The organism is Streptomyces sp. HUAS TT7 (assembly GCF_051550175.1).
Taxonomy (GTDB): domain Bacteria; phylum Actinomycetota; class Actinomycetes; order Streptomycetales; family Streptomycetaceae; genus Streptomyces.
In genome coordinates this window covers 3,325,814-3,340,057 of the sequence record NZ_CP196175.1, presented here as the reverse complement: position 1 = coordinate 3,340,057, position 14,244 = coordinate 3,325,814, and the positions used below count along the sequence as shown (strand labels likewise).

The window sequence follows — 14,244 nt, the reverse complement described above, 5'->3', positions numbered from 1 at the left end:
CGAATGATTCTTTGCGACCCGGCCCCCGCGCGGCGAGGCACTTCACCCCGGACCGGCCATCGTTGTTGTCCAGACCCTTGTACGAACCATTACCGGTTAGTAGCGTGCGCAACATCGCCGTACTACGGGTAACAGGGGGTGTCGCGCGTGCTGCGCCGACCGATCGCCATCGTGGCCGCGCTCATTCTCTTCGCCGAGGCCTGCGCCGTCGTGCTCGTGAACTGGGTGCTGGGCATGGTCGCCGACAACCAGCACATGTCCATGGCCGGGCTCGATCCGGACGCGATATCCACCGGAGCGTGGGTCGCCGGCGCCCTGTTCGGGATCTTCCTCGCGGCCTGCGGCGTCGTCCTGCTGATCGTCGGCATACGCGACCGCGCCCCAGGCCGCTTCGCCCGCATCACGTTGATCGCCTGCGCGGTGGTGCACGGCGTGCTCGGCGCGCTCACCGTCGGCCTGGTCGGCTGGCCCGCCTTCGCCTACCTGATGGTCGTGCTCGCGCTGCTCGTCCACGTACTCCTGGCGTACGTGAAGGAGCGCCCCGAGCCAGAGCCCAAGGATGGCGGGGCCACCGGCGGAGCCCCGGCCGCCGCCTGACCCCCGGCGCTACACCCAGAGGTCGGTGATCGAGACGCCGAGCTCGGCGAGCAGCTTGCGCAGCAGCGGCAGCGAGAGCCCGATGACGTTTCCGTGGTCGCCCTCGATCGAGTCGACGAAGGGCGCCGAGCGGCCGTCGAGCGTGAACGCCCCTGCCACGTAAAGGGGTTCGCCGCTCGCCACGTACGCCGCGATCTCCGCGTCGGTGGGCTCGCCGAACCGTACGACCGTCGACGCGGTCGCCGAGGCGCGCTCGCCGGTCGCCGTGTCGATCACGCAGTGCCCGGTCTGCAGCACGCCGGAGCGGCCACGCATCGACTTCCAGCGGGCCGTCGCGTCCTCGGCGTCGGCGGGCTTGCCGAGCGCCTGGCCGTCGAGTTCGAGCACCGAGTCGCAGCCGACGACCAGGGCGTCGGCGGCCTCGGGGCGGCCGGCCACCGCGTCCGCCTTCGCCTCGGCGAGTACGAGGGCGAGCTCGGCGGGGCTGGGCGCGGTCAGGGCGTCCTCGTCGACGCCGCTGACGATCACCTCGGGCGCGAGCCCGGCCTGGCGGAGCAGTCCGAGCCGGGCGGGCGATTGGGAGGCGAGGACGAGGCGGCGCTGAGCAGTCATGGGCGCCATCGTAGGTGGCCCCGGCCCCGGCCCCTCAGTGCAGGCCGGCCACGAGCATCGCGATCACCATGGCCAGGGCGAGGAACAGGCCCGCCCGGCGCATCATCGCCTGGGCGTCGCGTAATTCCTTGGGCGGCTCGTTCTCCGGGTCTGACCACAGCATGTAATCGATAGTGGGACCAGGGCTGTTGGCGCGCCTGAGTACGGGTACTCAGGATGCCCGGTGCCGATTGACTAATTGCGGACCAGTACTTCATCTCCCGTTCATGTGCGGCACGCGCCGACATGTGCGGCACGCGCCGGCCGGCCGACTGTCACCCACTTCGTAAACGGTCTACGAGTTCCATTAATGATCGAGGGCTGTTACTGTCCGAGTTAACGGGACTGGTGAACCATTAATGGCTCACCAGTCGGTCCGTCGTGAACAGGGGAGATCGCCATGAACGAGAACGGGATCAACAAGGCTGGGGTCGGCAGGGCCGTCCGGCGGGGTGGTGGCCCGCTGGCCGCCGGTGCTGCCGCGCTCGCGCTGCTCGCCGGGGCGCAGCCGTCCTCCGCCCGGCCCGCCGCCCGGCCCGTCGCCTGGGGTGCCGCCTGGGCCGCGTCGCCGCAGCTGCCCGCGACCGGGTTCACCCCCAACTGGTCGCAGGAGGGCTTCTCGCACCAGAGCGTCCGCCAGGTCGTGCGCGTCACCGAGGGCGGCGACCGGGTCCGGATCCGGCTCTCCAACGCGTACGGCACCTCGCCGCTCACCCTCACCGGGGCCACCGTCGCCAAGACGGGTCGGGGTGCGGACGTACAGCCGGGATCCGTAAGGGAGTTGACCTTCGGCGGCGGGAAGTCCGTGAGCATCCCGGCGCACGGCGAGCTGCGCAGCGACGCGGCCCGACTCGGCCTGGAGCGGCTCGATTCGGTGACCGTCACGCTCTACTTCGCCGGGACGACCGGGCCCGCCACCTTCCACGCGCAGGGCTTCGCCGACACCTACCGGGCCGAGGGCGACCACCGGGCGGACCCGTCGGGCCGCGCCTTCACCGCGACCAGCCAGTCCTGGTACTACCTCTCGGGCGTCGAGGTCGGCGGCGGGGCGAGGCGTGACGGCGCCGCCCTGTTCGGGGACTCCATCACGGACGGGTTCGGCTCGACCGCGGGCGCCGACCGCCGCTACTCGGACGCGTTGGCCGAGCGCACCGGCCGGCCCGTCGTCAACGCGGGCATCGGCGGCAACCTCGTGCTCAACGACTCGGCCTGGTACGGCGAGCGGTCCGCCGCGCGCTTCGGGCGGGACGTGCTCGACCAGCCCGGCGTCTCGACGGTCGTCGTCCTCGAAGGCGTCAACGACATCGGGTTCAGCGAAGCTCAGAAGGGGCCGAAGCCGCAGCCCACGTACAAGCCGGCGCCGGTCGTCACCAGTGCCCAACTCATCGACGGATACCGGGAGTTGATACGTCAGGCGCACGGCAGGGGGCTGAAGGCGGTCGGCGCGACGCTGCTGCCGCTCAAGGGGTCCGACCACTGGGGTGAGCACTCGGCGCGGGTCAGTGACGAGGTCAACGACTGGATCCGCACGTCGGGCGCGTTCGACGCGGTGGCCGACTTCGACAAGGCGCTCGCCTCGAAGGCCGACCCCGACCGCCTGGCCGCGCAGTACGACTCGGGGGACGCCCTGCACCCGAATGACGCGGGGTATCGGCTGATGGCGGAGCTGCTGGCCCAGCTCCTCTGACCACTCCCTGGGGCTCCGCCCCAGACCCCGTTCGCGCCTTAAGGGCGCTCGTCCTCAATTGCCGGACGGGCTGAAGATGCTCGGCCCTGCCAGCATCAACCCTGCCAGGGGCGCGGGGAACTGCGCGAACGGGTCCAGGACGGCCCGCTGGCACAAACCCCGCACCCCCTGCGGAGCGGGTTACGCAGGCCAGTACGTACGGGCCCACGTACGGGCCCCGGGGCGGGGCAGGGCGCGGCGGGCGATCCGCGCGGGGTCGGACCACCCCTCCGGCAGCCGCGCCGCGGCGGACGCGGACGAAGCCGTCGCCGCGGCGCGCGCCTGGACCACCGCGAGTGCGGCGGCCAGCTCCTCCGGGGTCGGGTTGCCCCGTACGACCTTGATCACAGCGGCTCCTTGCGAGGGCTTAGAGGGGGATGTTGCCGTGCTTCTTCGGAGGGAGGGATTCCCGCTTCGTACGCAGCTGACGCAGGCCCTTCACGATGTGGGCGCGGGTCTCCGACGGCATGATCACCGCGTCGACGTAGCCCCGCTCGGCCGCGATGTACGGGTTGAGGAGCGTGTCCTCGTAGTCCGCGATCAGCTCGGTGCGGGTGGCCTCGGCCTCATCCGGGTCCGTGACCGCCGCGATCGTGCGGCGGTGCAGGATATTGACCGCGCCCTGCGCGCCCATGACCGCGATCTGCGCGGTCGGCCAGGCCAGGTTGAGGTCGGCGCCCAGGTGCTTGGAGCCCATGACGTCGTACGCGCCGCCGAACGCCTTGCGGGTGATGACGGTGATCAGCGGGACCGTCGCCTCGGCGTACGCGTAGATCAGCTTGGCGCCGCGCCGGATGATGCCGCCGTACTCCTGGTCGACCCCGGGGAGGAAGCCGGGGACGTCGACGAAGGTCAGGACCGGGACGTTGAACGCGTCGCAGGTGCGCACGAAGCGCGCGGCCTTCTCGGAGGCGTTGATGTCGAGGCAACCCGCGAACTGCATCGGCTGGTTGGCGACGATGCCGACCGGGAAGCCCTCCACGCGGCCGAAGCCGGTGACGATGTTCGGCGCGAACAGGGCCTGGGTCTCCAGGAACTCGCCGTCGTCCAGGACGTGCTCGATGGCCGTGTGCATGTCGTACGGCTGGTTCGCGGAGTCCGGGATGAGGGTGTCGAGCTCGCGGTCCTCGTCCGTGGTCTCCAGGTCGGCCTCCTCGGGGAAGGCCGGGGGCTCGCTCAGGTTGTTCGACGGCAGGTAGGAGAGGAGGGACTTGACGTACTCGATCGCGTCCTTCTCGTCGCCCGCCATGTGGTGCGCCACGCCCGACGTGGTGTTGTGCGTGCGCGCGCCGCCGAGCTCCTCGAAGCCGACGTCCTCGCCGGTGACGGTCTTGATGACGTCGGGCCCGGTGATGAACATGTGCGAGGTCTGGTCGACCATCACCGTGAAGTCGGTGATCGCGGGGGAGTACACCGCGCCGCCCGCGCACGGGCCGACGATCAGGGAGATCTGCGGAACGACGCCCGAGGCGTGCACATTGCGGCGGAAGATCTCGGCGAACAGGCCGAGCGCGACCACGCCTTCCTGGATGCGGGCGCCGCCGCCGTCGTTGATGCCGATGACCGGGCAGCCGGTCTTCAGCGCGAAGTCCATGACCTTGACGATCTTCTCGCCGTAGACCTCGCCCAGCGAGCCGCCGAAGATGGTGAAGTCCTGCGAGTAGACGCACACCGGGCGGCCGTCGACGGTCCCGTACCCGGTGACCACGCCGTCCCCGTACGGGCGGTTCTTCTCGATGCCGAAGTTGGTCGAGCGGTGCCGGGCGAACTCGTCCAGCTCGACGAACGAGCCCTCGTCCATGAGCAGGTCGACCCGCTCACGGGCCGTCAACTTGCCCTTGGCGTGCTGCTTTTCGATCGCGCGCGCGGAGCCGGCGTGGGTCGCCTCGTCGATGCGGCGCTGCAGATCCGCCAGCTTTCCGGCGGTGGTGTGGATGTCGACGGTGGCGTCGCTCTGGGCGTTTTCCGGCTCGGACATCGGGATGCGGCTCCCTGCCTGGTCACGGGGGTGGCTGGCTGCTGACTCGTAGGCTGGCTACTGACTCGTAGGGTAGTGGCGCCGATACCGTTCGGCAGTGCGGCGTTTGCCACACCCGGGGCGCCTTGCAATTGCGGCCTAACCTGGCTGCATGACACCCCCGGACGCTTCCGACAGCCGCTGGTCCGACCTCGACCGGCCGCCCCTGAACGCCACCGCGCTGCGCCGCGCCCTGCTGCGGCCGGACGCGCTGTGGACCTCCCTGGACGTGGTCACCGCGACCGGCTCCACCAACTCCGACCTCGCGGCGAAGGCGGACGAGCTCGGCGAGGGCGCGGTCCTGGTCGCCGAGGAGCAGACGGCGGGGCGAGGCCGCCTGGACCGGCGCTGGTCGGCGCCGGCCCGCTCCGGGCTCTTCTTCTCCGTACTCCTGAAGCCGGGCGCGTCGGTGCCGGTCGAGCGGTGGGGGTGGCTGCCGCTGCTCACCGGGGTCGCCGTGTCGACGGGGCTCGCGCGGGCGGCGGGGGTCGACACGGCGCTGAAGTGGCCCAACGACCTCCTTGTCACGGTGGACAGTGAGGAGCGCAAGGCGGGCGGGATCCTCGCGGAACGGGCCGGAGCGGACGGCGTCGTCGTCGGCATCGGCCTCAACGTGACGCTGCGCGCCGACGAACTCCCCGTCCCCGGCGCGGGCTCCCTCGCGCTCGCCGGAGCCGTCTCCACGGACCGCGACACCCTGCTGCGCGCGGTCCTTCGCTCCCTTGAGCAGTGGTACGGGACGTGGCGCGCGGCATCCGGTGACCCCGAGGCATCCGGCCTCCAGGAGGCGTACGCGGCGGCCTGCGCGACGCTGGGCCGCACGGTGCGGGCGGAGCTGCCCGGAGGCCAGTCGGTCGAGGGCGAGGCGGTTGCGGTGGACGGCGACGGGCGCCTGGTGCTGGCCACGTCGGAGGGCGTGCAGCGCCCGGTGGCGGCGGGAGACATCGTCCACCTGCGGCCCGCCGCACCCTAGGCGGGTGGAGTGGTCGCTCCCGGGACGTGAGCTACGGCACACCTGCCGTATCGTTGAGCCCGATCCAGCGACAGATCGGCAGGGCAGTGCGCAGGCAACGGGCAGGAGGCGGCCGGTGACCGTCGACGAGACACGGTCCGGTGCGGGCGCCGGTACCGGTACCGGCGCCCGCACCGGCGGCGCCTCCGGCACCCCTTCGGACCCCCCGGCCTCCGCGTATCCGACGCCGCACCACGCCGTCGACCACACCGCCGAGCCCACCGACGACCCGCTCGCCATCCGGCTCGAACAGCTCATCCTCGGTGCCGACCGGCGCTACACGCCCTTCCAGGCGGCTCGTACCGCGGGCGTCTCCATGGAGCTGGCATCCCGGTTCTGGCGGGCCATGGGGTTCGCCGACATCGGGCAGGCCAAGGCGCTCACCGAGGCCGATGTGCTGGCCCTGCGCCGGCTCGCCGGACTCGTCGAGGCGGGGCTGCTCAGCGAGCCCATGGCGGTGCAGGTCGCGCGCTCCACGGGGCAGACCACCGCCCGGCTGGCCGAATGGCAGATCGATTCTTTTCTGGAGGGTCTCACCGAACCCCCCGAGCCCGGCATGACCCGTACGGAAGTCACGTACCCCCTGGTCGAGCTGCTGCTGCCCGAGCTCGAAGAGTTCCTCGTGTACGTGTGGCGGCGCCAGCTCGCCGCCGCGACCGGGCGTGTCGTGCAGGCCGCCGACGACGAGGAGATGGTGGACCGCCGCCTGGCGGTGGGCTTCGCCGACCTCGTCGGGTTCACCCGGCTCACCCGGCGCCTGGAGGAGGAGGAGCTCGGTGAGCTCGTCGAGGCCTTCGAGACGACCGCCGCCGACCTGGTAGCGGCCCACGGCGGGCGGCTCATCAAGACGCTGGGCGACGAGGTCCTGTTCGCCGCCGACGACGCGGGCACGGCCGCCGAGATATCGCTGCGGCTCATCGAGACCATGGCGGGCGACGAGACGATGCCCGCCCTGCGCGTGGGCATCGCGTTCGGCACCGTCACGACCCGCATGGGCGACGTGTTCGGTACGACGGTGAACCTCGCGAGCCGGCTCACCTCGATAGCCCCCAAGGACGCCGTCCTGGTCGACGGGGCGTTCGCCGAGGAGCTCGCCCGTACCGGAGACGCGCCCGTCTCCGAGGCGCAGGCCGCCCAGGACGCGCTGGCCGCCGAGAAGGAAGGCGAGGAACCGGCGCCCGCCGCGAAGTACCGCTTCGCACTCCAGCCCATGTGGCAGCGCCCGGTGCGCGGCCTCGGCGTGGTGGAGCCCTGGCTGCTGCACCGGCGGGAAGCCTAGGATCGGCCCCGACGTAACGTTCGTTAACGGAGGGGTTTCCATGGCTGAGCAGCGGTTCGGGGAGTTCGTCGTCGTACGGCGCGAGGGGTACGTCGCCGAGCTGGTGCTCGACCGGCCCAAGGCCATGAACGCGGTGTCGACGGAGATGGCCCGTTCCATCGCCGCCGCCTGCGAGGCGCTCGGCGCCGACCCGGACGCCCGGGTCACCGTGGTGACCTCCACGAACGAGCGGGCGTTCTGCGTCGGCGCGGACCTGAAGGAGCGCAACTCCTTCACGGACGCCGAGCTCGTGCGCCAGCGCCCCACCGCCCGCGCCGCGTACACCGGCGTGCTCGAACTGCCCATGCCCACCGTCGCCGCCGTGCACGGCTTCGCGCTCGGCGGTGGCTTCGAGCTGGCGCTCGCCTGCGACGTGATCGTGGCCGACGCGACCGCCGTGGTCGGACTGCCCGAGGTGTCGGTCGGCGTCATCCCCGGCGGCGGCGGTACGCAGCTCCTGCCGCGCCGGGTCGGCGCGGCCCGCGCCGCCGAGCTGGTCTTCACCGCGCGCCGCGTCGAAGCCGTGGAGGCAAGGGAGTTGGGGCTCGTCGACGTGCTGGCCGACGACGCCCGTACGGAGGCGCTCGCGCTCGCGGGGCGGATGGCGGCCAACTCGCCCGTCGGGCTGCGCGCGGCGAAGCGGGCGATGCGGCTCGGCCAGGGCCTCGACCTGCGGGCCGGCCTGGAGGTCGAGGACGCGGCGTGGCGGTCGGTGGCGTTCTCGGGGGACCGGGCGGAGGGCGTGGCCGCGTTCAACGAGAAGCGGAAGCCGGTGTGGCCCGGGGAGTGACCCCCTGGTGGCGGCGTGTGTGTGACGGCGGATGAGCGACGACGTCCCAAAGGTCAAAACCTCCTAAACCTCCCTAAGCTGGAGGAATGGGTGGAGAGGATGCCCGGCTGCGGGCCGTGGTTTCGCTGGCGCAGGCCATGGCCGCGGCGCACACGCCGCGGGAGTCCTGGCGCGCCGCGGCGCTCGGCGCGCGGGACGCGCTCGGCGGGAACTTCGCCGCGCTCTCGGTGTGGGAGCGCGAGCTGGGGTGTCTTCGCGTCCTGGTGAACGAGGGTGAACGGGCCCTCGGGGAGGAGGAGTTCCCCGAGGACGAGACGTATCCGGTGCACCAGTTCCCCGAAATCACCGAGTTCCTGCACGAGCGCTGGGCCGGCGGCGGCGAGCCCAACGCCTGGGTCGAGACGGCCGCCGCGCCTCCCCGGAGCGGGGCGGGGTACTGCCGCGTGGGGGCACCTCCCGGCGGTAGCTGGGGGAGGGGCGCGGCGCTGCGCCGGCGCGGCCGGGGCTGCTGTGTGGTCGCCCCGATCGTGCTGCACGGGCGGGCATGGGGCGAGCTGTACGTGGCGCGGCCCGTCGGGGCGCCCGTCTTCGACGCGGCCGACGCGGACTTCGCCACGGTTCTCGCCTCGGTCGTGGCCGCCGGACTCGTCCAGACCGAGCGCCTCGAAGAGGTGCGCCGCCTGGCCTTCACCGACCCGCTCACCGGGCTCGCCAACCGCCGGGCGGTCGACGTGCGGCTCGACGAGGCGGTCGAGCGGCACCGGGCCGACGGCTCGGTCGTCAGCCTCGTGGTCTGCGACCTGAACGGGCTCAAGCGGGTCAACGACACGCTGGGCCACGCGGTGGGCGACCGGCTCCTGGAACGCTTCGGGTCGGTGCTCTCGCTGTGCGGGGCGATGCTGCCCGGCGCGCTGGCTGCGCGGCTGGGAGGCGACGAGTTCTGCCTGCTTTCGGTGGGGCCCTCCGCGGACGAGGTCGTGGCGGTGGGCGAGGAACTCTGCCTGAGGGCAGGGGAGTTGGAGCTCGGGGAGGGAGTCGCGTGCGGGGTGGCCTCGACGGGTGACCCCATCGGCCCGGTGCGCTCGGCCCGCCGCCTGTTCCGCCTCGCGGACGCGGCCCAGTACCGGGCGAAGGCCGCGCGCTCGGCGAAGCCGGTGGTGGCGGGGCGGGACGGAGCGGTTCTACGCCTTGCCGACGCACCGCCTCCTGCTCCGCATGACCGGCGACGGTTCAGGGGGCGGAGTTGAGACCCGCCGGGGGCGCGGCGAGCGGGTAAGGACCTCGGGCGCATTCTGCTAGTGACATGACGGGATTCAATCCGTAGGGTGCTGAATATGGATATGCACACTGTCGTGGTGGGGACCTCCGGGACCACCCCCGAGGACGTCATCGCCGTGGCCCGCGGCAACGCGAAGGTCGAGCTTTCCGCCGGGGCGCTCGACGCGCTGGCCAAGGCGCGCGAGATCGTCGACGCGCTGGCCGCCAAGCCGGAGCCGGTGTACGGCGTCTCCACCGGCTTCGGTGCCCTCGCCTCCCGGCACATCAGCCCCGATCTCCGCGCCCAGCTGCAGCGCAACATCGTGCGCTCGCACGCCGCCGGCATGGGCCCGCGGGTGGAGCGCGAGGTCGTCCGTGCGCTCATGTTCCTGCGCCTGAAGACCGTCGCCTCCGGGCACACGGGCGTGCGCCCCTCCGTCGCGCAGACCATGGCCGACGTGCTCAACGCGGGCATCACCCCGGTCGTCCACGAGTACGGCTCGCTCGGCTGCTCCGGCGACCTCGCGCCGCTCTCGCACTGCGCCCTGACGCTGATGGGCGAGGGCGACGCCGAGGGCCCCGACGGCGTCGTGAAGCCCGCCGGTGAGCTGCTCGCCGAGCATGGAATCCAGCCCGTCGAGCTGCGCGAGAAGGAGGGGCTCGCCCTCCTCAACGGCACCGACGGCATGCTCGGCATGCTGTGCATGGCCATCGCCGACCTGAAGAAGCTCTACACCTCCGCCGACATCACCGCGGCCCTCACCCTCGAAGCGCTGCTCGGCACCGACAAGGTGCTCGCCCCCGAACTGCACGCCATCCGCCCGCACCCGGGCCAGGGCGCCTCGGCCGCCAACATGCTGGCCGTGCTCAAGGGTTCGGGCCTGACCGGCCACTTCCAGGAGGAAGAGGCGCCGCGCGTCCAGGACGCGTACTCGGTGCGCTGCGCCCCGCAGGTCAACGGCGCCGGCCGCGACACCATCGCGTACGCCCTGACCGTCGCCGAGCGCGAGCTGGCCTCCGCCGTCGACAACCCGGTGGTGCTGCCCGACGGCCGCGTCGAGTCCAACGGCAACTTCCACGGCGCCCCGGTCGCCTACGTCCTGGACTTCCTCGCGATCGCCGCCGCAGACCTCGGCTCCATCGCCGAGCGCCGCACCGACCGCCTCCTCGACAAGAACCGCAGCCACGGCCTGCCGCCGTTCCTCGCGGACGACGCCGGTGTCGACTCCGGGCTCATGATCGCCCAGTACACGCAGGCCGCACTGGTCAGCGAGATGAAGCGGCTCGCGGTGCCCGCCTCCGCCGATTCCATCCCGTCCTCCGCCATGCAGGAGGACCACGTCTCCATGGGCTGGTCGGCGGCCCGCAAGCTGCGCAGTGCCGTCGACAACCTGACCCGCATCATCGCCGTCGAGATGTACGCGGCGACCCGCGGCATCGAGCTGCGCAAGGGCCTCACCCCCGCGCCCGCCTCGCAGGCCGCCATCGCCGCGGCCCGCGCGGCCGGCGTCCAGGGCCCCGGCCCGGACCGCTTCCTCGCCCCCGACCTGGCCGCCGCGGACGCCTTCGTACGCGAAGGAAAGCTGGTCGCCGCCGTGGAGCCGGTCACCGGTCCGCTTGCCTGACCTCCCCCAAGCTCTCAAGGAGCAGGGGGGACCCCCACCGCTCATACGGAAGGGGCCGCCCGGATCTCGTATCCCGGGCGGCCCCTTCCGCATGAGAGGACGCTCCCGACTTCCGTACACACAGGGGCAGTTGGGATGCGTACGGCGTGGTCAGCAGGTGCGTGATCTACGGACCGAGTACGTCACGAACCCCGCCCCGAGCCCCAGGAACAGCGTGCCGCCGACCAGGTAGGGGGAGGTGTTCGCGCCGCCGGTGTCGGCGAGGGCGAGGGGGCCTTCGGCGGGGGCGGGGGCGGCCCGGTACGCGGAGTGCGCGGGGGGTGTCGAAGGGTGCTGCTCGTCCGTCGCGTTGGCGGACGGAACGAACCAGAGGGCGCAGAGCAGGGTGCCCGCCGCGGTGGCGGTGAGCAGGGGGCGACGAGCGACGGACAAGTGAGCGATCCCCTTGCGAGTACCTCGAATTGGCGGGATGCGCTGATGCTAGTGAAAGCAGCGGGTCGTGGGAAAGTCGTGCTCCGCTCGCGCCCTACGCTCCCCGCATGAGCGAAGAAGAGACATCACGGTATGTGCGCCTCCGCGTCGATTTGGTCCTGGAGATCGACGACGCCGGGCAGTTGGCGGCGGCCGCCCTGGAGCGCATCGCCGAGGACCCGGCGATGCGGCCCGAGGAACGCGCGCATGCCGAGGCGGCCGTACGGGAAGACGGAGCGGAGGCCCTCGCCTACCTCGTGGACCCCGTGGACCTCGTGGAGGCGCTGCCGGGTGCGGAGCTGGTCCAGGCCTCCTGGAGCAGCGAGCGGGTCGGCTACGACCCCGACGACGAGGAATGGGACCTGGGCGAGGAGGACGGCAATGACGAGGACTGACGGCCGCTGAGGAGGCGGGGCGGGCGCGAGGGGTACCGGAACGACCTTTTGGCGATCTTGTACCGTCCCGCCCCGACCCGTCCGCCGGTGCGTGGTGTGCCCCACATTCACCCCCGCTGCGGAACTGCGCCAGGCAGTCTGATGTTCTAGTCGTGATGACTTGGGGGGACGAGGCGACGATGGAGAAGCGTGTGAAGACGGAGAGTAAGCGCCGCAAGCAGGGTCTCGCGGCGGCGTGCGCGGTGCTCGGCGGCGTACTGGTCCTTTCTGCGTGCAACGACGGCGGCGGCGACAAGGGCGCCAAGGCCGACAGCTCGTCGTCGGCTCAGGCGGCGGCGGACAAGGCGGCCGAGAAGGACACCTCGGACGCCAAGATCACCATCGCCCCCAAGAACGGCGCGAACAACGTCGGCATCAACAGCGACACCAAGGTCACCGTCGCCGACGGCAAGCTGACCGATGTGACGCTGACCTCCGCCGACGGCGCCAAGGTCGCCGGCAAGATATCCGCCGACGGCCTGAGCTGGGCGCCCGAGAAGGCCCTGAAGCGTTCGGAGACGTACAAGATCACGGCGACCGCGGCGGACGCCAAGGGGCGCCAGGCGCACGAGAACGCCTCCTTCACCACCGTCTCCCCGAAGAACAGCTTCATAGGCAACTTCACGCCCGAGGACGGCTCCACCGTCGGCGTCGGCATGCCGGTGTCGATCAACTTCGACAAGGCGATCACCAACAAGAAGGGCGTCCAGGCCAAGATCACGGTCTCGTCCAGCAGCGGCCAGGAGGTCGTCGGGCACTGGTTCGGCTCGCAGCGCCTCGACTTCCGCCCGCAGGAGTACTGGAAGGGGAACTCGACCGTCACCATGAAGATGGACCTGGACGGCGTCGAGGGCTCCAGCGGCATCACCGGCGTCCAGGAGAAGACGGTCACCTTCAAGATCGGCCGCAACCAGGTCTCCACCGTCGACGCCAACACCCACACCATGACCGTCACCCAGGACGGCAAGGTCGTGAAGACCATCCCGATCTCCGCGGGCTCGCCCGAGCACCCGACGTACAACGGCCAGATGGTGATCTCCGAGAAGTACAAGCAGACCCGCATGAACGGTGCGACCGTCGGCTTCACCGACGACGACGGCAAGGGCGAGTACGACATCAAGGACGTGCCGCACGCCATGCGCCTGTCCGCGTCCGGCACCTTCATCCACGGCAACTACTGGGGCGCCAAGTCCATCTTCGGCAGCGCCAACACCAGCCACGGATGCGTCGGCCTGTCCGACACCAAGGGCGCGGGCGACGACGGCACCATGGGTGCCTGGTTCTACAACAACTCGATCACCGGCGACGTCGTGATCATGAAGAACTCCCACGACAAGACGATCCAGCCCGACAACGGCCTCAACGGCTGGAACATGAGCTGGGCCCAGTGGAAGGCCGGCTCCGCCGTCTGACCCTTCAGGTACGTACCGGCTGCTCGGCGCTCCAGCTGCCGAGCAGCCGCAGCGACTCCGCCGACTTCGAGCCCGGCTCCGCGTGATAGGTGACCAGCGACAGGTCGTGCGCGTCCGGCAGCTTCAGCGTCTCGTACGCCAGCGTCAGCTCACCCACCACCGGATGGCGCAGCCGCTTCACACCGTGCCCCTTCTCGGCGACGGTGTGCGCCGCCCACATCGAGCGGAACTCCTCGCTCTTGACCGACAACTCGCCGATCAGTGCGGTCAGTTGAGGGTCGTCGGGATAGCAGCCCGCGCACAGCCGCAGCACGCTCACCACGTCGACGGCCTTGGCGTGCCAGTCGACGTACAGCGAACGCGAAGCCGGGTCGAGGAACACGTGGCGCGCCAAGTTCCGTTCCTGCGGCGGCAGTTGGGACAGGTCGCCGAGCAGGGCGGCCGCCATCCGGTTCCAGCCGAGGATGTCCAGGCGCGGCCCGACGAGGTACGCGGGCACGCCCTCCATCGCGTCCATCAGCTCCTGCAGCGCCGGACGGAACTCGTGCGCCCGCGCGGCCGAGACGCGCTTCTTCTTCGCCTTGCCCTTGGCGAGGTGGGTCAGGTGGTTCTGCTCGGTGTCGTTCAGGCGCAGCGCGCGGCCGATCGCCTCCAGGACCTCCACCGACACGTTCTGCGCGTTGCCCTGCTCCAGGCGCGTGTAGTAGGCCACCGACACCCCGGCCAGCTGCGCCAGCTCCTCCCGGCGCAGGCCGGGCACCCTGCGGTGCCGCCCGTGGTCCGGCATCCCCACGTCCTCGGGCTTGAGCCGGGCCCGGCGGGAGCGGAGGAATTCGCTGAGTTCGGCACGCTGGTCCATGACACCCAGTATCCGAGGTCGCGGCCGTGGTCGTACGACCCGGAGCCTGACCCTGTCAGTGGTACGCACGCTGGA

Annotated in this window: 15 protein-coding genes; 9 read left to right on the top strand and 6 right to left on the bottom strand. The window is 71.4% G+C overall.

Going from position 1 to position 14,244, the window contains the following annotated elements:
• Positions 1–150 precede the first annotated feature (150 nt).
• Positions 151–597 (top strand): hypothetical protein, encoded by a 447-nt coding sequence (locus ACSHXC_RS14840; protein ID WP_438296587.1) that lies wholly within the window; start codon positions 151–153, stop codon positions 595–597.
• Positions 598–606: 9 nt separating this feature from the next.
• Here ACSHXC_RS14840 and ACSHXC_RS14835 read toward each other — a convergent pair whose 3' ends face one another.
• Together ACSHXC_RS14835 and mmpB are read right to left on the bottom strand one after the other, a co-directional pair.
• Positions 607–1,218 (bottom strand): Maf family protein, encoded by a 612-nt coding sequence (locus ACSHXC_RS14835; RefSeq protein WP_438292053.1) that lies wholly within the window; start codon positions 1,216–1,218, stop codon positions 607–609.
• 25 nt (positions 1,219–1,243) lie between these two features.
• Positions 1,244–1,372: a morphogenic membrane protein MmpB gene (gene mmpB / locus ACSHXC_RS14830; protein ID WP_264198151.1), complete on the bottom strand. Its 129-nt coding sequence runs from the start codon at positions 1,370–1,372 to the stop codon at positions 1,244–1,246.
• Between the two features lie 276 nt (positions 1,373–1,648).
• Between mmpB and ACSHXC_RS14825 the strand changes: the two genes are divergently transcribed.
• Positions 1,649–2,935, top strand: a complete 1,287-nt coding sequence (locus ACSHXC_RS14825; RefSeq protein WP_438292051.1) for an SGNH/GDSL hydrolase family protein — start codon at positions 1,649–1,651, stop codon at positions 2,933–2,935.
• A gap of 180 nt (positions 2,936–3,115) precedes the next feature.
• Here ACSHXC_RS14825 and ACSHXC_RS14820 read toward each other — a convergent pair whose 3' ends face one another.
• Positions 3,116–3,322, bottom strand: a complete 207-nt coding sequence (locus tag ACSHXC_RS14820) for an acyl-CoA carboxylase epsilon subunit (RefSeq protein ID WP_438292050.1) — start codon at positions 3,320–3,322, stop codon at positions 3,116–3,118.
• Between the two features lie 19 nt (positions 3,323–3,341).
• Positions 3,342–4,952, bottom strand: a complete 1,611-nt coding sequence (locus ACSHXC_RS14815; RefSeq protein WP_438292049.1) for an acyl-CoA carboxylase subunit beta — start codon at positions 4,950–4,952, stop codon at positions 3,342–3,344.
• Positions 4,953–5,103: 151 nt separating this feature from the next.
• On the opposite strand from ACSHXC_RS14815, the gene ACSHXC_RS14810 reads away from it, so the two are divergent.
• The 5 genes from ACSHXC_RS14810 (at position 5,104) to hutH (ending at position 10,993) form a co-directional block, all read left to right on the top strand.
• Positions 5,104–5,964, top strand: coding sequence for a biotin--[acetyl-CoA-carboxylase] ligase (locus tag ACSHXC_RS14810; RefSeq protein ID WP_438292048.1), 861 nt, complete (start codon positions 5,104–5,106; stop codon positions 5,962–5,964).
• Positions 5,965–6,079: 115 nt separating this feature from the next.
• Positions 6,080–7,282: an adenylate/guanylate cyclase domain-containing protein gene (locus ACSHXC_RS14805; RefSeq protein ID WP_438292046.1), complete on the top strand. Its 1,203-nt coding sequence runs from the start codon at positions 6,080–6,082 to the stop codon at positions 7,280–7,282.
• 40 nt (positions 7,283–7,322) lie between these two features.
• Positions 7,323–8,111, top strand: a complete 789-nt coding sequence (locus ACSHXC_RS14800; RefSeq protein WP_438292045.1) for an enoyl-CoA hydratase/isomerase family protein — start codon at positions 7,323–7,325, stop codon at positions 8,109–8,111.
• A gap of 86 nt (positions 8,112–8,197) precedes the next feature.
• The gene (locus ACSHXC_RS14795) at positions 8,198–9,358 is read left to right on the top strand and encodes a diguanylate cyclase domain-containing protein (RefSeq protein WP_438292044.1); all 1,161 of its coding nucleotides are present in this window, start codon (positions 8,198–8,200) and stop codon (positions 9,356–9,358) included.
• Positions 9,359–9,451: 93 nt separating this feature from the next.
• Entirely contained in the window at positions 9,452–10,993 is a 1,542-nt protein-coding gene (gene hutH, locus ACSHXC_RS14790; protein ID WP_438296585.1) for a histidine ammonia-lyase, read from the top strand.
• 150 nt (positions 10,994–11,143) lie between these two features.
• Here hutH and ACSHXC_RS14785 read toward each other — a convergent pair whose 3' ends face one another.
• Positions 11,144–11,425 (bottom strand): LPXTG cell wall anchor domain-containing protein, encoded by a 282-nt coding sequence (locus tag ACSHXC_RS14785; protein ID WP_386008876.1) that lies wholly within the window; start codon positions 11,423–11,425, stop codon positions 11,144–11,146.
• Between the two features lie 107 nt (positions 11,426–11,532).
• On the opposite strand from ACSHXC_RS14785, the gene ACSHXC_RS14780 reads away from it, so the two are divergent.
• A complete protein-coding gene (locus ACSHXC_RS14780) occupies positions 11,533–11,859 on the top strand; it encodes a hypothetical protein (protein WP_438292043.1) in 327 nt (108 codons plus the stop codon).
• A gap of 179 nt (positions 11,860–12,038) precedes the next feature.
• Entirely contained in the window at positions 12,039–13,310 is a 1,272-nt protein-coding gene (locus tag ACSHXC_RS14775) for a L,D-transpeptidase (RefSeq protein ID WP_438296584.1), read from the top strand.
• Positions 13,311–13,314: 4 nt separating this feature from the next.
• Here ACSHXC_RS14775 and ACSHXC_RS14770 read toward each other — a convergent pair whose 3' ends face one another.
• Entirely contained in the window at positions 13,315–14,169 is an 855-nt protein-coding gene (locus tag ACSHXC_RS14770; protein WP_438292042.1) for a helix-turn-helix domain-containing protein, read from the bottom strand.
• Positions 14,170–14,244: the final 75 nt, after the last annotated feature.